Source organism: Neorhizobium sp. NPDC001467 (genome assembly GCF_050275975.1).
Lineage (GTDB): Bacteria > Pseudomonadota > Alphaproteobacteria > Rhizobiales > Rhizobiaceae > Neorhizobium.
In genome coordinates this window covers 1-26153 of sequence record NZ_JBNNPS010000009.1, presented here as the reverse complement: position 1 = coordinate 26153, position 26153 = coordinate 1, and the positions used below count along the sequence as shown (strand labels likewise).

The 26153-nt window shown below is 62.4% G+C and carries 17 protein-coding genes and 1 tRNA gene; 10 read left to right on the top strand and 8 right to left on the bottom strand.

Annotated features, from left to right (window positions below; all coding sequences use genetic code 11):
• The first annotated feature begins 115 nt into the window (after window positions 1–115).
• Window positions 116–2332 (top strand): 3-hydroxyacyl-CoA dehydrogenase NAD-binding domain-containing protein, encoded by a 2217-nt coding sequence (locus ACQKKX_RS16480; RefSeq protein ID WP_427572127.1) that lies wholly within the window; start codon window positions 116–118, stop codon window positions 2330–2332.
• A gap of 88 nt (window positions 2333–2420) precedes the next feature.
• On the opposite strand, the gene ACQKKX_RS16475 is transcribed toward ACQKKX_RS16480, so the two are convergent.
• The 5 genes from ACQKKX_RS16475 to ACQKKX_RS16455 form a co-directional block, all read right to left on the bottom strand.
• Window positions 2421–4541 (bottom strand): putative bifunctional diguanylate cyclase/phosphodiesterase, encoded by a 2121-nt coding sequence (locus ACQKKX_RS16475; protein ID WP_427572125.1) that lies wholly within the window; start codon window positions 4539–4541, stop codon window positions 2421–2423.
• Window positions 4542–4945: 404 nt separating this feature from the next.
• Window positions 4946–7099 carry a DEAD/DEAH box helicase gene (locus ACQKKX_RS16470; RefSeq protein ID WP_427572124.1) on the bottom strand — a complete coding sequence of 718 codons (2154 nt, stop codon included), beginning with the start codon at window positions 7097–7099 and terminating at the stop codon, window positions 4946–4948.
• Between the two features lie 281 nt (window positions 7100–7380).
• Window positions 7381–8676, bottom strand: coding sequence for a cystathionine gamma-synthase family protein (locus tag ACQKKX_RS16465; protein WP_427572122.1), 1296 nt, complete (start codon window positions 8674–8676; stop codon window positions 7381–7383).
• 137 nt (window positions 8677–8813) lie between these two features.
• Window positions 8814–10085 carry an OpgC family protein gene (locus ACQKKX_RS16460; protein WP_427572120.1) on the bottom strand — a complete coding sequence of 424 codons (1272 nt, stop codon included), beginning with the start codon at window positions 10083–10085 and terminating at the stop codon, window positions 8814–8816.
• 186 nt (window positions 10086–10271) lie between these two features.
• Entirely contained in the window at window positions 10272–13808 is a 3537-nt protein-coding gene (locus tag ACQKKX_RS16455; protein WP_427572119.1) for a PAS domain-containing hybrid sensor histidine kinase/response regulator, read from the bottom strand.
• Window positions 13809–14002: 194 nt separating this feature from the next.
• On the opposite strand from ACQKKX_RS16455, the gene mscL reads away from it, so the two are divergent.
• From mscL to ACQKKX_RS16440, 3 genes are all read left to right on the top strand, one after another.
• Window positions 14003–14431 (top strand): large conductance mechanosensitive channel protein MscL, encoded by a 429-nt coding sequence (mscL, locus tag ACQKKX_RS16450; protein ID WP_427572117.1) that lies wholly within the window; start codon window positions 14003–14005, stop codon window positions 14429–14431.
• A gap of 103 nt (window positions 14432–14534) precedes the next feature.
• Entirely contained in the window at window positions 14535–15701 is a 1167-nt protein-coding gene (locus ACQKKX_RS16445) for a pyridoxal phosphate-dependent aminotransferase (RefSeq protein ID WP_427572114.1), read from the top strand.
• Between the two features lie 320 nt (window positions 15702–16021).
• Entirely contained in the window at window positions 16022–16648 is a 627-nt protein-coding gene (locus tag ACQKKX_RS16440) for a sugar transferase (protein ID WP_427572296.1), read from the top strand.
• 15 nt (window positions 16649–16663) lie between these two features.
• Here ACQKKX_RS16440 and ACQKKX_RS16435 read toward each other — a convergent pair whose 3' ends face one another.
• Window positions 16664–17449 (bottom strand): metallophosphoesterase family protein, encoded by a 786-nt coding sequence (locus ACQKKX_RS16435; RefSeq protein WP_427572113.1) that lies wholly within the window; start codon window positions 17447–17449, stop codon window positions 16664–16666.
• Between the two features lie 663 nt (window positions 17450–18112).
• Between ACQKKX_RS16435 and ACQKKX_RS16430 the strand changes: the two genes are divergently transcribed.
• The 3 genes from ACQKKX_RS16430 (at window position 18113) to ACQKKX_RS16420 (ending at window position 22782) form a co-directional block, all read left to right on the top strand.
• The gene (locus tag ACQKKX_RS16430; RefSeq protein ID WP_427572111.1) at window positions 18113–19309 is read left to right on the top strand and encodes a polysaccharide biosynthesis/export family protein; all 1197 of its coding nucleotides are present in this window, start codon (window positions 18113–18115) and stop codon (window positions 19307–19309) included.
• A 279-nt stretch (window positions 19310–19588) separates the two neighbouring features.
• A complete protein-coding gene (locus ACQKKX_RS16425; protein WP_427572294.1) occupies window positions 19589–21844 on the top strand; it encodes a polysaccharide biosynthesis tyrosine autokinase in 2256 nt (751 codons plus the stop codon).
• 80 nt (window positions 21845–21924) lie between these two features.
• Window positions 21925–22782 carry a DUF6030 family protein gene (locus ACQKKX_RS16420; RefSeq protein ID WP_427572110.1) on the top strand — a complete coding sequence of 286 codons (858 nt, stop codon included), beginning with the start codon at window positions 21925–21927 and terminating at the stop codon, window positions 22780–22782.
• Between the two features lie 76 nt (window positions 22783–22858).
• Here the strand turns inward: ACQKKX_RS16420 and ACQKKX_RS16415 are convergent, their stop codons facing one another.
• Complete coding sequence (locus ACQKKX_RS16415; RefSeq protein ID WP_427572109.1) at window positions 22859–23083, bottom strand: hypothetical protein; 225 nt, start codon at window positions 23081–23083, stop codon at window positions 22859–22861.
• Between the two features lie 154 nt (window positions 23084–23237).
• Window positions 23238–23312: transfer RNA gene (locus tag ACQKKX_RS16410), tRNA-Thr, on the bottom strand.
• A gap of 144 nt (window positions 23313–23456) precedes the next feature.
• Here ACQKKX_RS16410 and ACQKKX_RS16405 point away from each other — a divergent pair.
• The 3 genes from ACQKKX_RS16405 to ACQKKX_RS16395 form a co-directional block, all read left to right on the top strand.
• On the top strand, window positions 23457–23693 hold the full coding sequence (locus tag ACQKKX_RS16405) for a hypothetical protein (RefSeq protein WP_427572108.1): 237 nt from the start codon (window positions 23457–23459) through the stop codon (window positions 23691–23693).
• A 130-nt stretch (window positions 23694–23823) separates the two neighbouring features.
• Window positions 23824–25116: a UDP-N-acetylglucosamine 1-carboxyvinyltransferase gene (murA, locus tag ACQKKX_RS16400; protein WP_427572107.1), complete on the top strand. Its 1293-nt coding sequence runs from the start codon at window positions 23824–23826 to the stop codon at window positions 25114–25116.
• Window positions 25117–25287: 171 nt separating this feature from the next.
• A partial coding sequence (locus ACQKKX_RS16395) for an oxidoreductase (protein ID WP_427572105.1) occupies window positions 25288–26153 on the top strand: 866 nt, incomplete at its 3' end.

Genomic DNA, 26153 nt, shown 5'->3' with positions numbered 1-26153 from the left:
GTCGGGCCTGTCCCGACCATCTAACCACGGTGGATAGATCCTCGGGACAAGCCCGAGGACGACGGCGGAAAAAGAAGCGGTTGCGTAAGAATTTCAGGGAAGAGGAAATCCCGACATGAGCACCTACAAGAACTTCACGATCGAAACCGACGCCGACGGCATCGCCCTCATCACCTGGGACATGCCGGACAAGTCGATGAACGTCTTCACCGTCGAGGTGATGGACGAACTCGAAGCCCTGTTGAAACAGACGGTGGAAGACGCCGCCATCAAGGGCGTCGTGTTCACCAGCGGCAAATCCTCCTTCTCCGGCGGTGCGGATCTCACCATGATCCGCGGCATGTTCTCCATGCTGCAGGAAGCCACGGCCAAGGATCCCGAAACCGCCAAGCAAAAACTGTTCGAAGTCGCCGGCCGCATGACCTGGCTGTTTCGCGCCATCGAGACCAATGGCAAGCCTTGGGTGTCGGCCATCAACGGCACCTGCATGGGCGGCGCCTTCGAACTGTCGCTTGCCTGCCACGGCCGCGTTGCCGCCAATGGCAAATCGGTCAAGCTGGCACTCCCCGAGGTGAAGGTCGGCATCTTTCCGGGTGCCGGCGGAACCCAGAGGGTGTCGCGCCTCACCGATGCCCAGTCCGCCTTGCAGATGATGACGACAGGCCAGTCGCTCACCCCGAGCCGCGCCAAGGCGATGGGCCTCGTGCACCAGGTGGTCGAACCGGCCGAACTGGTGAATGCCGCCAAACAGATGATCAAGGACGGCCTGAAACCCGTCGCCCCTTGGGACGAAAAAGGCTTCAAAGCCCCCGGCGGCGGTGTCTGGACCCCGGCAGCCGCGCAGCTTTTCCCGGCCGCCCCTGCCATCCTGCGCCGCGAAACCGCCGGCAATTATCCGGGCGCGCTTGCCATTCTGAAATGCGTTTACGAAGGCCTGCAGCTTCCCTTCGATACGGCGCTCAAGGTCGAGCAACGCTATTTCACGCAGATCCTCGGCACGACCGAAGCATTTTCGATGATCCGTTCGCTGTTCATCTCCATGCAGGAACTGGGCAAAGGCGCCCGCCGTCCGGCCGGTGTGCCAAAGAGCGAGTTCAAGAAGGTCGGTGTCGTCGGCGCGGGTTTCATGGGCGCGTCGATTGCTTATGTCACGGCCGCTGCCGGCATCCCGGTCGTGCTGATCGATCGCGATCAGGAAGCTGCGGACAAGGGCAAGGCCGTCTCGGAAAAGCTGGTGGCGGAAAGCGTGTCCAAGGGTCGCCTGACCAAGGAAGAGGGCGAAAAGCTGCTCTCGCTCGTCACCCCGACACCGGATTATGCGACGCTTTCGGATGCTGATCTCGTCATCGAAGCCGTGTTCGAGGATCGCGCCGTCAAGAAGGCTGTCATCGAACAGGTCCAAGCCGTCATCCCCGCCACGACCATCTTTGCCTCCAACACCTCCACCCTGCCGATCTCGGGTCTGGCGGAAAACTCGAAACGCCCGGACCAGTTCGTCGGCGTGCATTTCTTCTCCCCGGTCGAAAAGATGATGCTGACCGAAGTCATTCTCGGGGAAAAGACGGGCGACAAGGCACTGGCCACCGCGCTCGATTTTGTCGCCAAGATCAGGAAGACACCTATCGTCGTCAACGACACGCGCGGTTTCTTCGTCAACCGCTGCGTCTTCCGGTATATCAACGAGGCCTATGACATGCTGGCCGAAGGCGTGCCGGCAGCGATGGTCGAGAATGCGGCAAAAATGGCCGGCATGCCGGTCGGCCCGCTCTCGCTCAACGACGAGGTCGCCGTTGATCTCAGCCAGAAGATCATGAAGGCATCGATTGCCGATCTTGGCGAGGCTTCGGTCAAGCCCAGCCACATGACGCTCATCGACAAGCTGGTCAACGATCTGGACCGTCGCGGCCGCAAGAACGGTCAGGGTTTTTACGATTACCCGCCAAAACCTGCGAAAAAGTCGCTCTGGCCGGGCCTGAAGGACCTTTATCCGCAGAAGCCGGCATCCGAGGTGGACGTCACAGTGCTGAAACAGCGCTTCCTCGTGACGATCGCTCTGGAGGCGGCCCGCACGGTGGAAGAGGGCATCGTCACCGATCCGCGCGAAGCCGATGTCGGCTCGATTCTCGGCTTCGGTTTCGCGCCGTATACGGGCGGCACGCTGAGCTATATCGACGGCATGGGCGTGAAGGCGTTCGTGGCGCTGGCGGAAAAGCTGGCGGCTGACTACGGCGACCATTTTGCGCCGACGCCGCTGTTGAAGGACATGGCGGCCAAGGGCGAGACGTTTTATGGACGGTTCGATCCCTATGGCAAGGCCAAAACCGCTGCGTAAGGGGCGCGAGACCATTCAAAGTAGAAGGTGAAACGCAATAGGAGGCGGGGAGGGAAGACCTTTCCGCCTCGTGTCTATCGTCATGCCCTCAAGCCGCGCTCACCCGCACAAGTGCTGCAATATCCGCGCCGCTCATCGGCTTACCCAGCAGAAATCCCTGCAGTTGATCGCAGTCGGTCTGTTTCAGCGCCGCCATCTGTTCCGTCGTCTCCACCCCTTCCGCCGTCACCGGAATGTTGAGCGCATTTGCCAGCGAAATCGTGGCGGTCAAAACTTCCGCTCCCTTGCGGCTTTTCAGCCCGCTGACCAGCGAGCGGTCGATCTTCATCCGGTCGAAACCGAAGGTGCGCAGGGCGCCGATGCTGGCATAGCCGCAGCCGAAATCGTCGAGCGCGAATTTTACGCCGACCCTGCGCAAGGCTTCGATGGCCCGGCGCGCCTGGTCGGGGTTTGACATCAGCACGCCCTCGGTGATTTCCAGCGTCAGCCGGTGCGGATCGAAACCCGTCTTTTCGAGAAGGCGGATCACGTCGGTCGGAAAATTGGGGTTGCGCAGCTGGATCGGCGAGACGTTCACCGAAAGCGCCAGCGTTTTCCAGGCTTTCGCCTGTTCGATCGCGGCTTTCAGAACCTGCATGCCCAGCTGGTCGATCAGGCCGGAACGTTCGGCGATCGGGATGAAGATTTCGGGGCTGACGCGGCCGGTAATCGGCACCCATTGCGCCAGCGCCTCCACGCCCACCACCCGGCCGGCCTTTGCGTCGAACAGCGGCTGATAGACCACATGTATTTCGCCCCGTTCCAGCGCCTTGCGCAGCCGATCCTCCAATTCGGCCGCCATCAGCCGATCATTGTCGAGCGCGGCGGTAAAGGCGACCGCCTGTCCGCGTCCGGCCTCCTTGGCGGTATAAAGCGCCATGTCGGCGCGGCGCAGGAGTTCCAGCGCGTCGGGCACGTCGTTCTCAGCCCTGACCGTGCCGATGCTGGCGCCGATCTCGATCGTGCGGCCACCGATCATGAAGGGTTCGGCCATGCAATCAACGATCCGCTGCGCAAGGTCCGGCGCAGCGTCGAGAGGCGTTGCGATGGCAAACTCGTCGCCGCCCAGCCGTGCGAACAGCGCATCGGGAGGAAGCTGCGCCTTCACACGCGCCGCCACGAGCTTGATCAGTTGGTCGCCCACGGCATGGCCCCATGCATCGTTGACACCCTTGAACCCGTCGAGATCGATGAGGTGCAGAACAAGTTCGGCCTTGCCCGCCGCGATGGCCACGTCCAGCCGTTCCAGAATGCCTGCGCGGTTCAGGAGACCGCTCAAAACGTCATGGGTAGCGCGGTGGCGGGCGCTTTCGGCAGAGCGCTGCAAAAGGCGCGCCGACACGATGCCGGTCACCAGAACCGCCACGAGAAAGGCGCACAGAACCAAGGCTGCGGTCACCAGATAGCCGAAGGCGCGATTGTAGATCATCGTGCCCGGATCGCGGCTTTCCCACTGCAGATAGGCAAGCGGCGCGCCCGCGGAATCCCTGAGCGGCACCGAAAGCATGCCCGTATCCGGCTGGTCGCCCACGCTCAGGTCTTCAAGATCAAAGGCCTCCTTCATCTCGCCCAGCGTCTCTGCGGACAGAAATTTGGCGAGGACCAGCGTGTTCAGCGGCTCCCGGATCACCACCGTCTGGTCGTAAGGCTGGATCGTCACCGCAGCCAGCACTGCAAGGCCGCTCGGGGTACGCGTAAAGCCGACGGCAGGGATGCGTCCGGCAGTCTGCGCTCGGGCCACGAGGTTGACGAAAGAGGGACCGAATTTAACGAATGGATCGAAGGGCGCACCCTTGTGATGGCTGATCATGGGGCTGCCCTGGGGCGTCAGCACGACTGCGGCGTCGAAGAGCGGGTTGTCGACGCTGCTTTTGCCCCAGGTGGTCTCGGCAAAGACCTGCGCTTCATCGGAAGTGATATGTTCGTAGCCATCATCCCAGACGCCATTGTCGCGCACCGTTGCGCTCAAGTTTCCCTGCAGCGCCGCCACGGCTGCGGACGCCGCATGGCGGGCGCGGTCGTCGTCGATAGCGGTGGCGGATCCGGTCATGTCGCGTACCGCAATCGCGATCAGAACCGCCAGGATGGCGGCGACGGCCATGAAGAAGGCGGTGACAGCAATGACGATGCGGCTGCGAAGAAGAAAATTCGGGAAAGGCAGTTTCAACATGGGGCACCGGTGCGAGGATCTTGGACGGCTTTGATCCGACCATCCTTCTGTATATGATGATTATCTAAATAAGATATTGATGCTGCGGAAGCCGCCGGATCGGCGCAGCACGCCGTCGCGGCGAGTGATGCGGGGATTGCGAAACACCAACCGTGCCGCGGGTTCCGGCACGAGCACGGAAACGAGCCCCGACAGGCCGGCGAATAGAGCGGAAAGAGCCTGAAATGATGCGCATCAACAGGCATTGAGACAGGGCCGCTGCGAAGAGGAAACCCTGTGCGAATGACAGGTTGAAGGCAGTGGAGGCGGACGCAAGCGGTGCGACAGGCGGCAATGCGAACAGAAGCGTATAAAAAAAAGGCCGGTCTCCCGGCCCTTTTCATAACGATATCGTAAGCGACCTGTCAGTCGCGCTTGCCGGATTTGCCGGATTTGCCAGCACCCTTCGGCGCATCCTTGCCGAAGCCGCTCTTGCCGACATTCGGCTTGGCGAAGCCCGGCTTGCCGCCGTCCTTGCCCTTCTTGAACGGCTTGCCTTCGCCGGCCGGGGCGTCATTAGTCTTCTTCTTCCAGGGTTTGTCCTTCGGGCCGTCGCGCCAAGCCCTGTCGTCGCCAGAGCGGTCGGACTGGATCTTGTCGCCCTTGTAACCTTCAGACTTGTAACCTTCAGACTTGTGACCTTCGGACTTGAAGCCATCGTTGGTCTTGCCCTTGGGCTTCCAGTCCTTCCGTGGCGCATCGCCATCGAAGGACTTTTCCTTGAAGGGCTTGTCCCGGAAAGGTTTGTCGCGGAACGGCTTGTCGCCGCGGGGTTCATCTTTCTTGAAAGGTTTGTCCTTCCACGGCTTGTCCATGCGCGGGCCCTCGCGCCGGGTAAAGCCTTCCTCATCGGTGCCGCGCGAAAACTTGCTGAAGTCCGGTGCGCCGTCCAGCCTGGTCACGCGAATGCCGCGGTCCATCATCCTGTCCTTGCCCAGTTTCCCCAGGAAAGCATCGGCATGGTCGGCGGCGATTTCGACAAAAGTCTCGTCCGCCTGCATCTTGATGGCGCCAATCTGGTTCTTGGTCAGATCGCCGCTGCGGCACAGGGTGGGGATCAGCCAGCGCGGTTCGGCGCGCTGCTTGCGGCCAACCGACAGCGAGAACCATACGGCCGGGCCGAAATCGCCGCGCGGGGTCAGCGGACGTGAGGCCGGATCGCCGCCCTGGCCGTCGCGGACTTTGCGCGCACCCGGCTGCAGCGAAACCTCGGTGATCTCTTCCGGCGCGGAATTTTTGCCGCGATAGATCGAGACGAATGCGGTCGCGAGCTTCTGTGCGTCGAACCGCTCGATGAGCTTGGCGATCAGCGCCTGTTCGTCCTCATCGCGGGCCGGTTCGACGAAGATGGGATCGGCAAACAGCCTTTCCTCGTCGCGCTCGGTCACGGCTTCGGCAGAGGGTGGGTTCGCCCAGGTCGGCTCGATCTTGGCACCGAACAGAAGGCGCTCGGCCTTGCGGCGCTGGTTCACCGGCACGATCAGGGCGCTGATACCCTTGCGGCCGGCGCGGCCCGTGCGGCCCGAACGGTGCAGAAGGGTTTCCGAATTGGTCGGCAGGTCGGCATGGATGACCAGTTCGAGACCCGGCAGGTCGATGCCGCGGGCAGCGACGTCGGTGGCAATGCAGACGCGCGCCCGGCCGTCACGCATGGCCTGCAGCGCGTGGGTGCGCTCGTTCTGGGTCAGTTCGCCCGACAGGGCCACGACCGAAAAGCCGCGGTTGGAAAGGCGGGCGGTGAGGTGGTTGACGGCCGCGCGGGTCGAGCAGAACACGATCGCATTGGGTGCCTCGTAGTAACGCAGCACGTTGACGATGGCGTTTTCGCGGTCCTGCGGGGTAACCAGAAGGGCGCGCTGCTCGATATCGACATGCTGCTTCTGCTCGGCGGCGGTGGCGATACGCACTGCATCGCGCTGGTAGCTCTTGGCGAGCTTGGCAATCGCGGCCGGCACGGTGGCGGAAAACATCAGCGTGCGGCGGTCATCCGGCGCACTTTCGAGAATGAACTCGAGGTCCTCGCGGAAACCGAGATCGAGCATTTCGTCGGCTTCGTCCAGCACGGCGACGCGCAGCTCCGACATGTCGAGCGCGTTACGGCGGATATGGTCGCAGATACGACCCGGCGTGCCGACGACGATATGGGCGCCGCGTTCCAGCGCCCGGCGCTCGGAACGGATATCCATGCCGCCGACGCAGGACGTGATGACGGCCCCGGCCTCGGCATAGAGCCAGTCCAGCTCGCGCTTCACCTGCAGGGCAAGTTCGCGGGTGGGGGCGATCACCAGCGCCAGTGGCGCTTGCGCCTGGTCAAAACGCTCGGCTTCCTCAAGAAGCGTCGGCGCCATGGCTATGCCGAAAGCGACAGTCTTGCCGGAACCGGTCTGCGCGGATACCAGCGCGTCGGAATGGATAAGGGCAGGGTCGAGCATGGCCTGCTGAACCGGGGTCAGCGTCGTGTAGCCGCGTTTTTCCAACGCCTTGGCGATCGGCGGGATCGCGCCGTCATATGCGGTCATGAATGTCTGTCTTTCGGATCAAACGCGCCCACGTTTCCGGGGCGCCCTGGCTGCAAGGCTCGCAGCCGAACATGGGCGCGTCTCTACTGGCTTCGACCGCAAATGTCAAAGCGCACCGGCGCAGGGCTGCCCGTCTCCGCAGGCAGGTCTCGCATGGCGCGCTTGCGAATTGCGTTCGCGTCTGTTCAAGCGCTCGGCGAGGCGTGGGCCGGTCATTCTCGCGCCTGGGTTCGGACCCAAATCCAAGCGCGCGCGGATATCGGCCCCGCATCAGTCCTTGTTCAGGCGTGCGTGACGGCCTTTTCGAGTGCTGCATCGAGATCGGCAATCAGATCGTCCGGGTGCTCGATGCCGATCGAAAGGCGGATCGTGCTTTCCAGGACGCCGATCCGTTGGCGCACATCGGCCGGCACGCCGGAATGCGTCATCGATGCCGGATGGCTGGCAAGCGATTCCGTGCCGCCGAGGCTTACCGCCAGTTTGAAGATCGACAGGGCGTTGAGAAACCGGAAGGAGGCGGGTTGACCGCCCCGGATGTCGAAGGAGAAGGTCGAGCCCGCGCCGCTGCATTGCCGCGCAAACACCTTGCCGGTCGGCGATTGCGGGTCGTGATAGGGCAGGTAATGAAGGCTTTCGACGGCCGGATGGTCTTTGAGGAAATCCGCGACGACGCGGGCGTTGGCATTTGCCTTTTCCATGCGGATCGACAGGGTTTCGAGCGATCGTCCGAGCATCCAGCAGGAGTGCGGGTCGAGTTGGGTTCCGATCGCGCCGCGCAGAGCCTTGACGGGGCGCATTACTGCTTTCGCGCCAAGCGCTGCACCGGCGATCAGGTCCGAATGGCCACCAACATATTTCGTCAGCGAATAAAGCGAGATGTTGGCACCGTGCTCTATCGGCCGCTGGAAGACGGGACCGAGCAGCGTATTGTCGCACACCACGATCGGCGTATGGCCCTGCTGGCTGCCGATCGCGTTGGCCGTGCGGCGCATCAGGTCGAGATCCACAAGGCTGTTGGTGGGATTGGCCGGCGTCTCGACGAGGATCACCGACACCCGGCCCTTCGCCATAGCCGCCTTGGCGGCCTCGGTGACCGAGGCTTCGTCCACCGCATCAGAAAAGCCGATCGCGGCGACATCGAGATCCGCGAACTTTTTCGAAAGCAAGGTTTCGGTGCCGCCGTAAAGGGGTTGCGAATGCAAAATGCTGTCGCCGGGTCTGACAAAGGACAGCAGCACCGTGGCAATCGCCGCCATGCCGGAGGAGAACAGCACGCCGCTTTCCGCGCGCTCGTAAATCGCCAGTCGGTCCTCGACGATCTCGCTATTGGGATGGTTGAAGCGGGAATAGACGAGACCGGCGCCGCTTCCCTCCGGCGGCTCCTTGCGCCCGGAGACGTAATCGAAGAAATCGCGGCCTTCCTCGGCCGATTTGAAAACGAAGGTGGAGGTGAGGAACACCGGCGGTTTGACAGCACCCTCGGACAATTCGGGATCGTACCCGTAGTTGAGCATCTGCGTTTCCGGGTGAAGCGCGTGGTTGCCTATATGCGTTCTGGAGGGATGCGGCTTGGTCATCGACCTGCTCCTGTCTTCACGATGGAGCAGAAGATAAGGCCGGCTTTCGTGCCGCCAAGAGGGCCGGACAGGGTCCCGGAAAGCAGAAAGGGCGGCCCGCTCTGGAGCCGCCCTCTCGGATGTCGGACTGAGTTCGTTCAGGCGGTGCGCGGACGCGTTGCCGGGACGCTGGCCTTGGCGGCCGCCTTGGCTGGTACGGCGGCCTGGCCGTTCGGGCCGCGTGGTGCCGGTGCATTGTCCTCAGCGGTGCCGAAGAACTTGTCGCGTTCGCGCCACAGTGCGGGAAGGGCCAGAAGCGCCACGCCGACCACCGCAATCATCGCCTTGGTGAACTGCGACAGTTCCGGCGAACGGCCGTCGAAATAATAGACGGCATACACGATGGCCACATGCCAGACATAGACGTGCAGCGAATGGCGGCCAAGCAACTGCAGGAAGCGGATGGAGAACACCCAGACCAGGGCATTGGCGATCTTGCGCACCCAGGCGGCCGGATGTTTCGGGCCGGCGATCAGCATCCAGGTCGTCAGTGAGGCGGCGGCCAGGAAGTTCAGCAGGTAGACAACGCTGAAGTCGGTACGGATTTCCAGCGTCGCGAACTTGGCAGCCAGTTCCGGCGGCATGAGACCATAGGCGGTCATGATGCGCAGCGGCAGGAAGAACAGGCAGACCGAGGCGGCAGCCAGCGGAATGAAGCTGTTTTCCGGCGAAAAGATTTTTCCCCACGGAATGCGGTTGAGCGAGGTCAGTGCGCCGAGAACCAGGGCAGAGTAGAACACGATCTGCCAGCCGAACAGGTTGAAGGATGTGCGCATGCCCTGATCATCCGGGCGCATCAGGAGGGCGTTGATCGGGTCCGTAATCATCTTCTGCACACCGACCTGGCCGGCCATCCAGACGATCAGCGAACCGATCATCACATAGGCCCATTTGCCGTCGATCACGAGCTTCACCAGCATCGGCGCAAAGATCATGTAGACGATATATTGCGGCAGGATGTCCATGAAAGTCGGCTGGAAGAAGAAGGTCGCGATGGCTGCCAGACGGATCGGATCGTCGAACGTCGTATAGCCCAGCCAGTTATACCAGATGTAATAGGCGCCCGGCAGGACCATCTGCGCGGCGAGCGCGACGATGACGATGCCAATGGCGTAGCGGTAGAGTTCGAAGGCGCGCGAATAGATCGCCGCGCGTCCGGCCTCATAGCCGTTCTTGGCCATCTTGCGCACATAGACCATGCCGATCAGCAGGCCGGATAGGAAAACGAACCCTTGCGCGTCCTCGACGAAGGCGAGCTGGTTGTGGTTAACCTTCACCAACCAGTAGCCGCCGGCGAAAACCAGGTGGTTGATGAGCATGAAGACGAGGAAGTATCCCCGCAATCCATCAATGATTTCAAAGCGTTTCATCGGTCGCGTTCTCCGTCTTTCAGGTGCCGAACGCGGGCGCGATCGATGCCTTGCTGCCTCTGCGGGCCGGTGGAAGATACGCGCCTAAACGCGGCAAAAAGGCGTGCGGTTCCGAAGTCGGTCGGTTTTTGCAACCCACGCGCGATCAAGATGCGATCAAGAAAACGTGCTTGCCGAAACGGGAACCTACTCGGCGGCCGCGCGACGATGACTGGCAATCTGGGCGATGTAGGCACGTAGCGCCGCCGGTTTGACGGGCTTGTTCTGCAATCCCAGGCCGTGTGTTTTTGTCTCGTCACGAACCTCTTGGCTGCGGTCGGCGGTAAGGACGAGGGCGGGGATGTCGCGGTCGAATCGTGCCCTCAGCCCGAGAATTGCCGCAATCCCGGTTCCGTCGTCAAGGTGATAATCCGCGATCACGAGATCGGGAACGGGCGCGCCGGCGGCGCTGTGTACATCATCCACAAGCGCCATCGCCTGTGCGACGGAACCTGCCTGAATTACGGTGCAGCCCCAGCTGGAAATCAGGATATTCATGCCCGCGAGAATGCGTGGATCGTTGTCGATGCACAGGACGGTGATGCCGCCAAGCGATTGCGGTGAGGCGACGACGGGCGCCGGCGCGGCGGAAGTGGCCGCATCCGTCTTCGGCACGCGTACCCGGAAAACCGTTCCGCGGCCGGGCGAGGAAACGATCTCGACCGGATGCGCAAGGACCTTCGATATGCGCTCGACGATCGAAAGGCCAAGGCCCAGGCCGCTTGCCGTGCGCGCGCCTTCGTCCAGCCTTGTGAACTCCTGAAAGATCATCTCGAAACTGCCTTGCGGGATGCCGATGCCGCTGTCGGCCACCTCGATCACCACGTCGCCGCCGCGTCGGCGCACACCCACCAGAACCTTGCCGGTAACGGTATACTTGATCGCGTTGGATACGAGGTTCTGCACCAGACGCCGCAACAGATTGGCGTCGGAACGGACGCAAAGGGTCGTTGGCATCACCGTGAAGGTTAGGTTCTTCTCGCGCGCCAGCGGCGCAAAATCGGTTTCGATCCGGTGCAGGAGATCCCCCAGCGCGACCGGGGCCAGTTGCGGTTTCATGGCACCGGTATCGAGCCGCGAAATGTCGAGGACGGCACCCAAAATGGTTTCCACCGATTCCAGCGCGGAATCGATATTGCCCGCCAGCTCGCTGTTTTCCGTTTGTCCAAGCCGTCCGACCAGCGCGGAAGCATAAAGCCGCGCCGCGTTGAGGGGCTGAAGGATATCGTGACCGGCTGCGGCAAAGAAACGGGTCTTGCCGAGATTGGCGTCGTCGGCGGCGGCACGGGCCGCTGTCAGCGCGTCGTTGACATGGGTCAGTTCGGCGGTGCGCTGGCTCACGCGCAGCTCCAGCGTCTCGTTGGCCTCCTGCAGGGCCCGTGCCGCCGATACCCGGTCGGTCATGTCGGTGAAGGTCGCGACGAAACCATGATCCGGCATGGCGTTGGATCGTATCTCGACGATGCGCCGCGTCTTGCCGAGCGCCAGCGAGAATGGGATGTCGAGCGTCTTGAAGCGGGCGATCAGCGCCGCGTGCTCGCCCGGATCGAGATCGCCGCGGTCGACGAGAATGGAGATCGCGCTTGCCAGCGGATAACCGACCTGTCCCACCTCTTCCGGCAGATCGAGCAGGGTGCGGAACCGTCTGTTCCAGACGGTCAGCCGGCCGTCGCTGTCGAACACGGCAATGCCCTGATCCATCTTGGAAAGAGCGGTCTGCAACATATCCTGATTGTGCTGCAACGCTTCGCTGGCCTGGTCGAGCAGCCAGGCGGTGTCCGGCCCCGCGTCCTCGGCCTTTTGCAGGACCAGCGACAGAACCAGACGGGCGGACGCCGAGCCGATGGCGCTGCCGAGCAACTGTTCGGAAAAATGGATGACCGCCATGTCGGCTGCGTCCGCATCGGAAAGCTTGCGACCGGTCACGCGCTCGTGGCTGGCAAAGGAACGGCGCATGCGTTCCTCGCCGAGATAGCGTCCGATCGTGGTCTTGAGCATGCCGATCGTCACGGCGGTCTTCCAGCCGCGGCTGACCAGTTGCGAACGCGGCTGGCGCCGCACGAAGACTCCCGCCTGCACCCGCTCGAGCGGGCGGGGATTGCGCGACAGCGAACCCAGCACGAAGGCCGCGAGATTGAGCAGCAGGCTCAGTGCGACGGCATTGACCAGCGGATCGGCGCGCGGCCCGGAAAAGATGCTCGTCCCGGGAACCAGAAAGTCCAGCACGGCGGACGCCAGCTGCGCATTGTCCGGCCCTCCGAGACTGGGTACGAACAGAAGATAGGCCCATGACAGGAAGCCGACCGTCATGCCGGCAATGGCGCCGCGCGCATTGGCGCGATGCCACCACAGCCCGCCCATCACCGATGGTGCCATCTGGGCGATCGCGGCAAAGGACAGAAGGCCGATCGAGGCAAGGCCGGATTGACCGTCCGAAAGGCGGTAATATCCGTAACCGCAGATCAGCACGGCAAAGATCGCCAGGCGCCGGATGCGCAGCAGAACCGGTGCGAAATCGGCACGCTGGTCATGCGGGCCCGTCAACCTGCGCCGCAGCAGGACCGGCATCAGGATATCGTTCGAAACCATGATCGACAGCGCGACGGATTCGACGATCACCATGGCGGTCGCTGCAGAAAAGCCGCCGATGAAAACGATCAGCGAAACCACCGGCAATTGCTGGGTAAGCGGCAACAGCAGCAGATAGAGGTCTGGTTCGCCGGCACCGCCGAGCAGGATGACGCCGGCAGCCGCGACCGGCAGCACGAAGAGGTTGATGGCGATCAGGTAAAGCGGCAACAGCCAGCCGGCCATGCGCAATTCCCGCATCGTGCGGTTCTCGACCACCGTCACATGGAACTGTCGCGGCAGGAGAATGATGGCGAATGCCGACAACAGCACCAGGACCGCCCAGCGGCTGGCGGGCGTGCGGTGTTGCATCGCGGCGGTAACATCGGGGTGGGCGCTTGCCTGCACCCACAGATCGGCCGGTCCGTCGAACAGGAAGAACAGAACGGCGATGCCGGCGGTACAGAAGGCCACCAGCTTGACCAGCGATTCCGCCCCGATCGCCAGGATCAGCCCGTCCTGATGCTCGGTGGCATCGGTGTGGCGGGTCCCGAACATCACCGAAAAACATGCCATCATCAGCGTCACGATCAGCGCCAGGTCGATCGGTCCTGGCAGGATCGCGCCGCCGATGAAGGCATTGCCGTCGAAGCCGATGCCGCCGAAGCGCCCGGGATCGAGCATGGCGGCGACGGACCCGGAGACCGCGCGCAGTTGCAGCGCGATATAGGGAATGACGCCGACAAGCGAGATGATCGCCACGATCAGCGCCACCGTCTGGTTCTTGCCGTAGCGGGCGGCGACGAAATCGGCGACCGAGACCAGCCGTTCCGCCTTTGCGATCTCGATAATGCGGCGGATGATCGGCAGGCCGAAGGTAAAGGCGATGATCGGGCCGACATAGATGCCGGCAAATTCGAGGCCATGGCTGGAGGCGAGCCCGACGCCGCCGAAATAGGTCCATGACGTACAGTAGACGGCAAGGCTGAGGCCGTAGACGATGGGTCGTCCGTTCCGGCCCACGCCGCCGCTGCGGCGGTCGCCATAGGTCGCGACCGCAAACAGCAACAGAATATAGGCGCATGCCGCCAGCAAAATGGCCCAGCCTGGAAGCATCTCGTCTCCGCGACCGGCAGACCGGCCGTCCTTTGCGGGCAAGTCTAGAGCAAAAACCGAGGCTTGAAAATCAGCGGCGTCTCGTCAAAAAGTTGAAGATCTGCGGCGAAGCGAGGAATAGTTCGCCGCACCTTTTCAGTGTTTGCGAATGCACTATGTTGCCCGTCACGGTGAGATATTTACAGAGGGTAACCATGTCGTTTTTCAGCGAATTCCGCTCCTTCATTGCCAAGGGCAATGTCGTGGATCTGGCGGTAGGCATCATTATTGGCGGCGCCTTTACCGGTATCGTCAACTCGCTTGTCAACGACGTCGTCATGCCGGTGGTGAGCGTCGTCATCGGCGGCATCGACTTTTCCAACTACTTCCTGCCGCTGAACTCCGCCGTCACCGCCACGACGCTGGATGCCGCCAAGGAACAGGGAGCCGTCTTCGCCTATGGCAAGTTTCTCACCGTCATCATCAATTTTCTCATCCTCGCCTGGATCATCTTCCTGATGGTCAAGGGCGTAAACAGGATGCGCGCGGTTGAGGAGAAGAAGCCCGCATCCGCCGCGCCGGCGCCGCCGCCGGCCGATGTCCAGCTGCTTGCCGAAATCCGCGATCTTCTGAAAAGCCGCTGATCGGCAACGCGTCAGGAAATTCGCTCGAAAGCCGGCGGATTCTGGTGGGATTCGTCGGCGCAACTGCGATATGACTCTCAAAAAACGAGGGAAATCATTTCGCATGTCGGTTCTTGAAAGCCTCAGCAGTCGGGCTCTTTCCGCTCCCGCGAGCGGCATTATCGAAGTCGTTCAGTACGCGCGTGGTCGCGAGGGCCTGATCCCGCTTTGGGCGGGCGAGGGCGATCTGCCCAGCCCCGATTTCATCAACAAGGCGGCCAGCGACGCGTTGATCGCCGGCGAAACCTTCTATACCTGGCAGCGCGGCATCCCTGAACTGCGCGAGGCGCTTGCCGATTTCTACCGCCGTCATTTCCAGGTCTCGTTGCCGATCGACCATTTCTCCGTCACCAGTTCCGGCATGCACGCCATCACGCTCTGCGTTCAGGCGGTGACGGCGCCGGGCGACGAACTGATCTACCTGACACCGACATGGCCCAATATCGTCTCGGCCGCCGGCATAGGCGGGGCCACCCCGATCGGCCTGCCGCTCGATTTCGTCGATGGCGGCTTCAAGGTCGATATCAACAAGCTGGAAGCGCTGATCACGCCGCGCACCCGGGCGCTGTTTATCAACACGCCCTCCAACCCGACAGGCTGGGTCGCCACCAGGCAGGATCTCGCCGATATCCTTTCGCTGGCGCGCAAGCACGATCTGTGGATCATCGCCGACGAGATCTATGCCCTTTACCATTATCCGGGTGGGCGGGCGCCGTCCTTCTTCGATGCGATGGAGGCGGGCGATCGCATCCTGTTTGCCAATTCCTTTTCGAAAAACTGGTCGATGACCGGCTGGCGCGTTGGCTGGATCGTGGCGCCTGCCGAGATCGGCAACGTCATCGGCAATCTCATCCAGTATTCCAGTTCCGGTCTCGCGCAGTTCATGCAGCGCGGCGCGGTCGTGGCGTTGAACGAGGGGGATGATTTCGTACGGCAGAATATCGAGCGTGCCACCATCTCGCGTGACATTCTCTGCGACACGCTGATTGCCACCAACCGCGTCGAAACACGCAAGCCGGATGGCGCGCTCTATGCCTTCCTGAAAGTAGACGGCATCAGGGACAGTCGCGCCGCCGCCTTCGATATCGTCGACAAGACGCTGGTGGGACTTGCGCCAGGCACCGCATTCGGTGTGGGCGGAGCACCCTTTCTGCGCGCCTGTTTCCTGCGCGACCCCATTCAGGTGCGCGAGGCAGCCGGTCGCCTGGCCGAATATATTCTCAAGCTGTAAGCTGGGATCGACACGCGGCGGGCGGCATGCTCCCGTCGCGTGGTAAAAGCAGCGGTGCTTGTCGAGCCTTGACAAGCTCCCGCACTGCAACATGTATCATCCCTGATCATCCGCTCTGGTCGTTAACGCACCGTTGACGATGCGGATCGCGGTCGAGCGCATGCTGCGCCGGTCGCAGCTGGTCAATGCGTGGCATGTCTTGAACAGATGCGGGTGATGACATGACGGGATCCGGACGCCAGTTCGACGCATTGCAGGAAGTGGCAAGCGGGCAGATGCCGTTCCCGTTCGCGGTCGACCCCGCCGGTGCCCATCCCGCCATGCCGAACGTGCGGCATGCAAAGGGACATCTCGCCGCCAAGCGCGCGGTCGATATCTCGGTCTCGCTGATGGCGCTGATTGCGCTGGCGCCGCTGCTTCTTGCGGTTGCGCTTTTGATCCGGCTCGACAGTCCCGGTCCGGTCCTGTTCCGACAGACCCGCTGGGGCAAGGATTGCAGCAAGATCAAGGTCTACAAGTTCCGATCGATGCGCACCGATTTGGGCGATGCCACCGGTGTGGCCCAGACCATCAGGAACGATCCGCGGATCACAAAAATCGGCGCCATCCTGCGCAAGACCAATATCGATGAATTGCCGCAGCTCCTTAACGTGCTCAAAGGCGACATGTCGCTGGTCGGCCCGCGCTGCCACGCGATCGGCATGCTGGCGGCCGGCATTCCTTACGAGGATCTGGTGCCCGATTATCATCGCCGCCACCTGGTCAAGCCGGGCATGACGGGCCTGGCCCAGATGCGCGGCCTGCGCGGTCCGACTGATCGCCCCGGCAAGGCCCGCGCCCGCATCGCCTGCGACCTGCATTATATAGACAATTTTTCCGTCTGGTTCGATCTGCGCATCATGGTCGGCACGGTCGTATCCGAACTGCGCGGCGGCAAGGGGTTTTGAGCCAGGCTTTCCGGACTAGAGAATGCTCGCCTTGCCATCGATGATCTTCAACACGGCCAGATGGCCGCTGTAATAGGCTCCGGTATCGATGCCGATACGGCCTGCCATAAATTGCGGTTTGTCCACCGGCGTATGCCCATGGATGACGATTTTCGGCAGCATCGGTCCTTTTGAGAGAAAGGGCTGGCGGATCCACATCAGATCCTCGTCCCGCTGCTCTTCCATGGGGATTTCCGGCCGCAGGCCTGCATGGACGAACACATAGTCCCCCACTTCCAGAAGAACCGGCAGGCTTTCCAGAAATTCGACATGGTGCGCCGGCACGATTTCCCTGAGCATTGTACGCATCAGCGTGGCATCGCCACCACTGCGGCTGACCAGATGTTCGGCGTCCATGCCATAAGACAGCAAGGTCTGCCGACCGCCGAATTCCAGCCATTTGTCGATCTGGCCGGGATTGCGCAGGAACTGCAGGAAGACATCGTCATGATTGCCGCAGAGCGGCACGCGTTTGAGTGTCTTATCGGCCGGGCGCGCCAGATGTTCCAGCACAGCGGCCGAGCGCGGACCCCGGTCGACATAATCGCCCAGAAGGATCGTCAGTCCCTGCTTTTCATACTGGCGGGCATCGGCGCGGATGCGCCGCTCCGCATCCAGCAACTGGTCCAGACAGCCGTGAACGTCTCCGATCGCATAGAGCGGGTAGTCCGATCCCGGCTCGCCGAGCCTGAACCGGCGGCGCGGCGGCGACGCTGGCCTGGCCCCGCCCTGCCGGAACAACCGTTGCAGGATAGATTTCATGCGGTCATGCTTTTCAAAATGAGCCTGCCGGGTGCGGGAGAGCCCGCGCGCCTGAGGCCGAGAACGGGGCCAAGAATGGGGCTTTCATGGTTTCCAGTCTACCGGCATCTTGGCGTGATCCACGCAATAAGTCGTCATCGGCCGAAATGCGTAATAGCAGTCGGACAAATTACGGTTCGCTGCTGTCGGCGGGCCATGTGAGGCTGTTCCTCGACAATTTCTCGTATCGCGCCGCAGCGAGAACTGTAGCCACTTAAATTCGGCAGACTTTCAACCAAAGAGGGAATATGGACGCGTCCGCCATGGTGTCGCCATACTCGCGCCGGGATTGTATTTGCGTAAACGGCGCTTCCGTCCCTCGCAGCGCGACCGAAGAGCCCGCCAAAAACTGAAAAAGAATCAATTTTAACAAAGTCCCGTCAGGTTTCGGTTTCCGTTGACTTTAAGGGCATGTTTACCATGTTTTTGTGCGAATGGCCGAAAAAATGCAATGCAATCAGTGGTGGTTCAGGCCGGTTGCGAGCTTGTGCTAGAAACGCAACACATGGCGGGCCAGATGACTCGCGGGAGTAGCGTTTCTGATACAGTGGGTGGAACGCCCGGCATTTTTTGTCTATCGCATTGCAGCATATGTCTGCACGACTGAAGGAGATCCGAGTGATCATGCGTTGCTCCGTAATGCTGCTGACAGTAACCGCCCTGGGCTTGGCTGGTTGCACGGCGCTTCCCAATTCCGGCCCGTTGTCGGAGGCGGTCGAATCCCAGGCGGCGGTCAAGGTCACCTCAGCGTCCGCGACCAAGACGGCCGGGATCGATTATGCCCTGGTGGATCTCAACAAGACACTGCTCGCCTACGTTGGGGATACGGTCACGCCGTCCTTCGCCAGCGGTTTCGGCACAGGCCGGGGCGGCGCACCAAGCCTGCCGCTGGGCGTCGGCGATGTCGTGCAGGTCACGGTCTTTGAATCACAGTCCGGCGGTCTGTTCATTCCGGCCGATGCCGGCAGCCGTTCCGGTAATTTCGTGTCCCTGCCCAATTACACGATCGGCCGCGACGGCATGATCAGCGTGCCTTATGCCGGCCGTATCCGTGCCAATGGCCGCACGGTCGAACAGGTCCAGCGCGAAATCGAGGAAAAGCTTGCCAACCGCGCCATCGAGCCGCAGGCGATCATCACCAAGATCAACAGCCGCTCTGCCCAGGTGGCGGTCCTCGGCGACGTCAACGAACCGACCAAGATCGAGCTCACCGAAGCCGGCGACCGCATCCTCGATGTCGTGTCGCAGGCCGGCGGCCTCAGCGTGCCGGGCGAGGAGACCTATATCACGCTCCAGCGCGGCAGCCGCACCGGCAAGGTGTATTACGAGGATCTGATCAAGAACCCGCGGGAAAACATCTTCGTGGCACCCGGTGATACCGTCGTCGTCAAGCGCGAGCGCCGGACCTATCTGGCCTTCGGCGCATCGGGCCTCAATGGCCGCTTCAACTTCGAGGAATCCTCGCTGACACTGGGTGAAGCGCTGGGTCAGGCCGGTGGCCTGCTCGACGGCAAGGCCGATCCGCAGCAGGTGCTGCTCTATCGCACCGTCAGCCGCGATCTTCTGGTCAAGCTCGGCGTCGATACATCCCGCTTCAAGGGCCAGAATGTCCCCGTGATCTTCCGCGCCAACCTGCGTGATCCGGCGATGTTCTTCGCAGTCCAGAAATTCCCGATGCAGGACAAGGACATTCTCTACGTGACGAATTCCAAGTCCGTCGAACTGACCAAGTTCCTGGATATCCTCAACAACGTGACCTCGACCGCCTCGGGCGTCAGCAACGACGTTCTCGATACGCGCAACGCGATCCGCGACCTGTAAGGGCGCTTGCGTCGAGAGGTGCGGCCTGCGCCTCTCGACGCGTTGAACTTGAACATTGTCCGATAATGTGCCACGTCTTGGCGGCAGGTCGAAACCTTGCCGTTTCATATCATGCCTTGGGAGGAGGTTGAGACGATCATCGGGCGCTTGCCCGATACTCGACAGCCCTATGCCCCGCGCTATCTGTGCTGCGGGCACCCGAAGTGCTTAACGTTTCGCTCCCGACGTCGAGGTATGGATTTGCAGCTGTATAATAGGGATTTGCCGAGCGGTGCCTTGCTGGAAAAGCTCAGTGCGCCCGCAGCCCGACGCCAGTTGATCGATGTCGAGGCCATCATGGGCATCGTGCGGCGTCAATGGCTCGTCGTTGTCCTGTGCGCCACAATCGGGGCCATGCTCGGCATCGCCTATGTGATGACCGCGACGCCGCTTTATACGGCCGGCACCAGCGTGATGATCGATCGCGGCGATACCAGCCAGGTCGTTGCCCAGCTTTCCACCGCCGGCCCCGCGCCGGGCGAGGAGGAGGCGATGATCGTCAGCCAGATCGCGCTTCTGCAATCGCAGGCCGTCATCGGCGCGGTCGTGGACAAGCTCGATCTGACCAATGATCCGGAATTCGTCGGTCAGGCTTCGGCGGTTTCAAAGATCAAGAGCGGCATCAAGTCCGTGCTCGGTCTGGCCGGCCTCTCTTCGCGGGAGGACATCCAAGAAGACAGCGCGGCCCGCCGGCAGGCCGCGATCGAGCAGGTCGGCCGCGGCATGACGGTCGCGCGCGCCGGGCGCAGCTACGTCATCGGTGTCGCCTATACCTCGCCCTCCGCCGCCCTTTCGGCCCGCGTCGCCAACGCCGTCGGCGATGCCTATCTCGACGACAAGCTGGAATCGCGCTACGAGGCGACGCGCCGCGCCGGCAACTGGCTCGAGGGACGCATCGCCGAACTGCGGCAAAAGGCGCTTGAGGCCGATCTCGCGGTTCAGAAATTCCGCGCCGAGCACGGCCTGGTTTCCGCCGGACAGACGCTGATGTCCGACCAGCAGCTGACCGAGCTCAACAGTGCCCTCATCGTCGCCCAGTCCGAAACGGCGCAGGCGCGTGCCAAACACGAGCGTATCCAGAAGATCCTCGATGCCGGGCAGGGCGATGCGATCGTCAACGACGTGCTCGACAGTTCGATCTCCAACGATCTGCGCCAGAAATATCTCGAGGCTGCCAAGACCGAAGCCGACATTTCCGCCCGTCTCGGCGCCGATCACGTGCAGGCGGTGCGCCTGCGCGGTGAGATGGCCGAATATCGCCGCCAGATGTTCGAGGAATTGAGCCGCATCGCCCAGAGCTATCAGAGCGAACTCGAGGTCGCGCAGGCGCGGGAAAAAAGCCTGCAGGAAAGCGTCGACAAGGCCATGAACGTCACGTTCAGCGCCAACGAAACGCAGGTGCAGCTGCGCGAGCTCGAACGCGAAGCCGACACCTACAAGAACCTCTACCAGAATTTTCTGCAGAAGCATCAGGAAGCCCTGCAGCAGCAGAGCTTTCCGCTCACCGAAGCCCGCGTCATCACCAAGGCGACCGAGCCGGACAGCGCCAGCCATCCGAAAAAGCTGATCATGCTTCTGGCCTTCTGCTTTCTCGGCGGCTTTGCCGGAGCCGGTATCGGTGCCTTTCGCGAGTTCCGCGACCGCTTCTTCCGCACCGGCGACCAGGTGCGCGACGTGCTCGACCTCGAATTCATCGGAACCGCGCCGATGATCGACGAAAAGGCCGGCAAGGTGCCGGAAGTCGCGCCCGGCCAGAGCCCGCGGGCCCTGCGCAAGAGCAATGTCGCTTCCAATTACGTCATCGACCACCCGCTGTCGTCCTTTGCCGAAACGTTGCGCAGCGCCAAGATCGCCGCCGACCTGACGCTGGCCGGCAAGGACTGCAAGGTGATCGGGATCGTCTCGACCTTGCCGGGCGAGGGGAAATCCACGACCGCGATCAATTTCGCCGAGCTTCTGGCCAGCCAGGGGGCGCGTACGGTTCTGATCGACGGCGACCTGCGCAATCCCGGCGCCACGCGCGCCATCGCCCTGCATGCCGAAGAGGGCATTCTCGAAGCCATTCTCGAGAAGAAGCCGGTCGGCGACCTGCTTCTCTACAATCCGCAGACCAAGCTCGCCTTCCTGCCGGCCGTGATCAAGCGGCGGGTGCCGCATTCGGCCGAACTGATCGGCTCGCTTGCCATGCGTGATATTCTCACCAGCCTGTCCGCCGAGGCCGATTACATCGTCGTCGACCTGCCGCCGCTGGGCGCGGTCGTGGATGCCCGCGCCGCCGCCAACCGCATCGACGGTTTCTTCTACGTGGTGGAATGGGGAAAGACGGCGCGGCGCGCCGTGCGCCAAACGATCGGGAACGAACCGCAGGTGCGGGAAAAGACCTTGGGCGTGATCCTCAACAAGGTGGACCACGAGAAGATGAAACTCTACCGGACCTATGGATCGAGCGAATATTATTATTCGCGCTATTCCGAATATTATCAGGACAACAAGTGATCCCCGCTTGAGGCGGGCCGCCTGCAGCGAGCAAAGCACGCCGGCGGCCCGTTATCCGCGATCGGCAGGATAGGCCCATCATGGCTCCCATCCGCAAGAACGAACAACAGGACAGCCCGGTCGTCAACGGTGGGGCAGAGCGCTATCCGCAGCGCCGTCGGGCGCATCCTGTAGTAATGATGCTTTTCCTGGGCGTGGCCGTGGCCGGTGTCCTTGCGCCGGTACTGCTGGCCAATAACGGTCGCAATCTGGACGTCGTCGTCGACTGGCTCGGCAACCCTGCCGGCCAGAAAACGCAGGCCGGAGCGGGCGGAAGAACCGAGCGTGTGCCCCTCCCGCAGCCGTCACGACCTTCGGGCACGGACGTGTCGGAGCGGGCGGCGCAGGCGCGGCATCGGCCTATCCCGATGCCAGCCCTTTCCAGCCCTGCGACCCGTCTTGCCCCACCGGTGCCGGCCTGGCTGCCGCAGCAGGGCTGCGAGGCTTTGAAACCGGGCGCAACGGGCGAGAAACCGGTTTTCCTTGCCACGCCGGATGGCCGCGCGGAATGCACGATACTGATCGCATATGGCCAGGAGACAACCGCAAGCGCCCTGTTTCTGCAGATCCGGTCATCGGGCGGCCTGATTTCCAGTCTGCGCATGAAACTCAATGTCGGCAAGGACGGCAGGGAGGCGGCGCTGGCAGCCGACGCCGCCGCCATCGCGCGAGAGATACTGACACCGATCAGCGAAGACGAGGCGCGCTATTTGCGGACGAGGATGGCTGAGCGGCAGCCGTTCCGCACCAATATCGGCGATTACCACATGACGTTTCGCGCCGAAGGCAATGACGAAACACGTTTCAATTTCATCGCGGTCAGGTCGGAAATCTCGGGCGAAGCTGGAACCGAGCCGGACAGGGAGGACCGTAAACAAACGGGCGGTGCCTCACCCTGACCGGCTGACCGTGACGTGTCCGGCAGAGCAGGAGGCGGCCGCAACGCCGGAGCGCGCGACCGCGTCATTCATGGCATCAACGGCAGACGCGCGTCGTGCGCACCACGGTGCGACCGTGATGCGTGGTGCGTACCTTTTTCGTGAAGCATTTTTCACGGTGGTGACGCGGACCTGCATGATGGCCGTGACGGTGATCGATACGCTCGACCGTCCGCACGGCGACGTTCGCGGCCTCGGAAACCGTTGCGAACGGCAGGATGGAAGACACCGCGATGGCAGCGGCGAAAACGAGATTTTTCATGGATCCTCGGGAATGCGTTATGGTTGGCGGACCCGATAATGCGCAAGGCGACCCCAAGGTTCCGAAGGAACCGACACAGGGGCCAAATGCCGGCATGGCCGAAAACCGGACTTAGCCTCAGGCGGCGTGTCGTTTGTCGATCGGAAGGGAAAAATGGTGCTGCTAGAGAGATTTGAACTCTCGGCCTCTCCCTTACCAAGGGAGTGCTCTACCCCTGAGCTATAGCAGCATCTGGCAGCCGGGCGATGTCCCCGGCGCGTTGGGATGGCGGCCTATTGCCATAGGTTTTTCGCAAGCGCAAGCCGCAAAAAACGTCTTCGTGACATTTGCATGGAAAAGTTCGGGTGGCTTCCGGTCGGGCGGCTTTTGTTCTATGTCGATTGACATGAATGAAAACGACGAGACGGACCGCCCCCAAGGCCTTGCGCAGGAGGCGCGGGAGCCGCGCATCAAGCGGGGCGAAAAAAGCGAGGCAGAGCGCAAAATGCGTGCGGCGGCGAAACTGCGTGAAAATCTGCAGCGCCGCAAGCAGCAGGCGCGCGCAAGGCGTGCCGGCGAGGAAGATGCGACGATCGGCCTGCCTGCCGCAAAAACGGACGAATCGTCGTGATTGTGTCGATCGTTCTCATTTGCCGGGTTCTCCGGCACTTCTTGCAACCGAATTGAAGCCGCGCGGGATATCGTCTAAGACGCCCGCTTTCGCGCATTAAAAGAAAGGCGGGCCCGGCCCGTTATAAAAGATGGATCGCATCAGAGTTATCGGCGGCAATCAGCTTAACGGCATCATCCCGATTTCGGGCGCCAAGAATGCGGCGCTGCCGCTGATGATCGCATCGCTCCTGACCAGCGATACGCTGACGCTCGAAAACGTGCCGCATCTTGCCGATGTCGAGCAGCTCATGCGCATTCTCGGCAATCACGGCGTTGATCTTTCCGTCAATGGCCGCCGCGAAGGCCAGGCCGAGACCTATGCCCGCACCATCCAGTTCACCTGCCGCACCATCGTCGATACGGTGGCGCCTTATGAGCTGGTCTCGAAGATGCGCGCCTCGTTCTGGGTCATCGGCCCGCTTCTGGCGCGTGAAGGCAAGGCTCGCGTTTCGCTGCCGGGCGGATGCGCCATCGGCACGCGTCCGGTCGATCTCTTTCTCGAAAGCCTGCAGGCGCTCGGCGCCACGATCGAGATCGATGGCGGTTATGTCGAGGTGACGGCACCGCAGGGCGGCCTGGTCGGCGCGCATTATACGTTCCCGAAAGTGTCGGTCGGCGCCACCCATGTCATGCTGATGGCGGCAACGCTCGCCAAGGGCACGACGGTCATCGAAAACGCTGCGCGCGAGCCTGAAGTCGTCGATCTCGCCGCCTGCCTCACGGCCATGGGTGCCAAGATCGAAGGCGCCGGCACGAAGACCATCACCATCGAAGGCGTGGATTCGCTACATGGCGCCCGTCACCGCGTCCTGCCCGACCGCATCGAGACCGGCACCTATGCCATGGCCGTTGCCATGACCGGTGGCGACGTCACGCTCGAAGGCACCAATGGCGCGCTGCTCGAAAACGCGCTCGACGCCCTTCGTCAGGCCGGCGCGACGATCACCGAAACGGAGACCGGCCTGCGCGTCGTGCGCAATGGCAACGGCATCCAGCCGGTCGATGTCGTTACCGAACCTTTCCCCGGTTTCCCGACCGACCTTCAGGCACAGTTCATGGCGCTAATGACGCGTTCCTCGGGCGTGGCGCATATCACCGAGACCATTTTTGAAAACCGCTTCATGCACGTGCAGGAGCTGGCGCGTCTGGGTGCGAAGATCTCGCTGTCGGGCCAGATGGCACGCATCGAAGGCGTGTCCAAGCTGAAGGGCGCTCCGGTCATGGCGACCGACCTGCGCGCGTCGGTGTCGCTGGTCATCGCGGGTCTGGCCGCCGAAGGCGAAACCATGGTCAACCGCGTCTACCATCTCGATCGCGGTTTCGAGCGTCTGGAAGAAAAGCTCACCCGCTGCGGCGCGGTGGTCGAGCGCGTCAGCGAATAAGCTTTCGCCCCATCCGGGACATTTTGAAACGGGCGGCGGGGTTTTCCTTGCCGCCCGTTTTCGTTGACCCTATCTGTTTCGTGTTCCCTTCGAACGACCTCTCCATCGTGCCGGCAGTGTTCTGCTGTCGACATTGGCGATCGCCGCCATTGGTTTCACACGGAGTTTTTCATGACCGCACTTTCCCAACCCGTCTGGTTCATCACCGGCTGCTCGACCGGTTTCGGCCACGAACTGGCCAAGCTCACCATCGCTCGCGGCTGGCCGACCGTGGTCACCGCTCGTGACAAGTCCCGTCTCGGTGACCTGGCGAAGGACAAGGACAATGTTCTGGCGCTCGATCTCGATGTCACCGATCAGGGGCAGATCGATGCCGCGGTGAAGGCGGCCGAAGACCGCTTTGGCCGGATCGATGTTCTCGTCAACAATGCCGGCTATGGTTACCAGGCCTCGATCGAGGAAGGCGAGGATGCGGAAATCCGCGCCATGTTCGATGCTAATGTGTTCGGCCTGTTCGCGATGACGCGGGCGGTGCTGCCGGGCATGCGCGCGCGTCGGAAGGGCCATGTGCTCAACATCACCTCGCAGGCCGGTTTCATCGGCTTTCCGGGTTCCGGCTACTACGCGGCCAGCAAACATGCGGTTGAAGGGTTTTCCGATGCGCTGGCCGCAGAGGCTGCGCCACTCGGTATCCATGTCACCTGCGTGGCGCCGGGTCCGTTCAGGACCGATTGGGCGGGCCGGTCCTTGAAGCAGACCCCGGTCGCAATCGCCGATTATCAGCAGACCGCCGGTGAGCGCATGACAACGACCGCCGGCTACAGCGGCCAGCAGCCCGGCGATCCGGTACGGGCCGGCGAGGAGATGATCGCGGTGGTCGAAAGCGACGCGCCGCCGCGTCACCTGGTTCTGGGCGCACTCGCCTTCAACGGCATCACCGGCATGACCTCGTCGCCGGCCAGCATGCCGCTGATGCCCTGCGCCGCGGTGCTGAGCCGCCCCGCCACGGTGCGGATGAGTGGCGGCCCGGCCGTGCG

Coding starts and splice junctions, on each gene's coding strand:
- ACQKKX_RS16480 (WP_427572127.1), top strand. CDS start 116: ATGAGCACCTACAAGAACTTCACGATCGAAACCGACGCCGACGGCATC.
- ACQKKX_RS16475 (WP_427572125.1), bottom strand. CDS start 4,541: ATGTTGAAACTGCCTTTCCCGAATTTTCTTCTTCGCAGCCGCATCGTC.
- ACQKKX_RS16470 (WP_427572124.1), bottom strand. CDS start 7,099: ATGACCGCATATGACGGCGCGATCCCGCCGATCGCCAAGGCGTTGGAA.
- ACQKKX_RS16465 (WP_427572122.1), bottom strand. CDS start 8,676: ATGACCAAGCCGCATCCCTCCAGAACGCATATAGGCAACCACGCGCTT.
- ACQKKX_RS16460 (WP_427572120.1), bottom strand. CDS start 10,085: ATGAAACGCTTTGAAATCATTGATGGATTGCGGGGATACTTCCTCGTC.
- ACQKKX_RS16455 (WP_427572119.1), bottom strand. CDS start 13,808: ATGCTTCCAGGCTGGGCCATTTTGCTGGCGGCATGCGCCTATATTCTG.
- mscL (WP_427572117.1), top strand. CDS start 14,003: ATGTCGTTTTTCAGCGAATTCCGCTCCTTCATTGCCAAGGGCAATGTC.
- ACQKKX_RS16445 (WP_427572114.1), top strand. CDS start 14,535: ATGTCGGTTCTTGAAAGCCTCAGCAGTCGGGCTCTTTCCGCTCCCGCG.
- ACQKKX_RS16440 (WP_427572296.1), top strand. CDS start 16,022: ATGCCGAACGTGCGGCATGCAAAGGGACATCTCGCCGCCAAGCGCGCG.
- ACQKKX_RS16435 (WP_427572113.1), bottom strand. CDS start 17,449: ATGAAATCTATCCTGCAACGGTTGTTCCGGCAGGGCGGGGCCAGGCCA.
- ACQKKX_RS16430 (WP_427572111.1), top strand. CDS start 18,113: ATGCGTTGCTCCGTAATGCTGCTGACAGTAACCGCCCTGGGCTTGGCT.
- ACQKKX_RS16420 (WP_427572110.1), top strand. CDS start 21,925: ATGGCTCCCATCCGCAAGAACGAACAACAGGACAGCCCGGTCGTCAAC.
- ACQKKX_RS16415 (WP_427572109.1), bottom strand. CDS start 23,083: ATGAAAAATCTCGTTTTCGCCGCTGCCATCGCGGTGTCTTCCATCCTG.
- ACQKKX_RS16405 (WP_427572108.1), top strand. CDS start 23,457: ATGTCGATTGACATGAATGAAAACGACGAGACGGACCGCCCCCAAGGC.
- murA (WP_427572107.1), top strand. CDS start 23,824: ATGGATCGCATCAGAGTTATCGGCGGCAATCAGCTTAACGGCATCATC.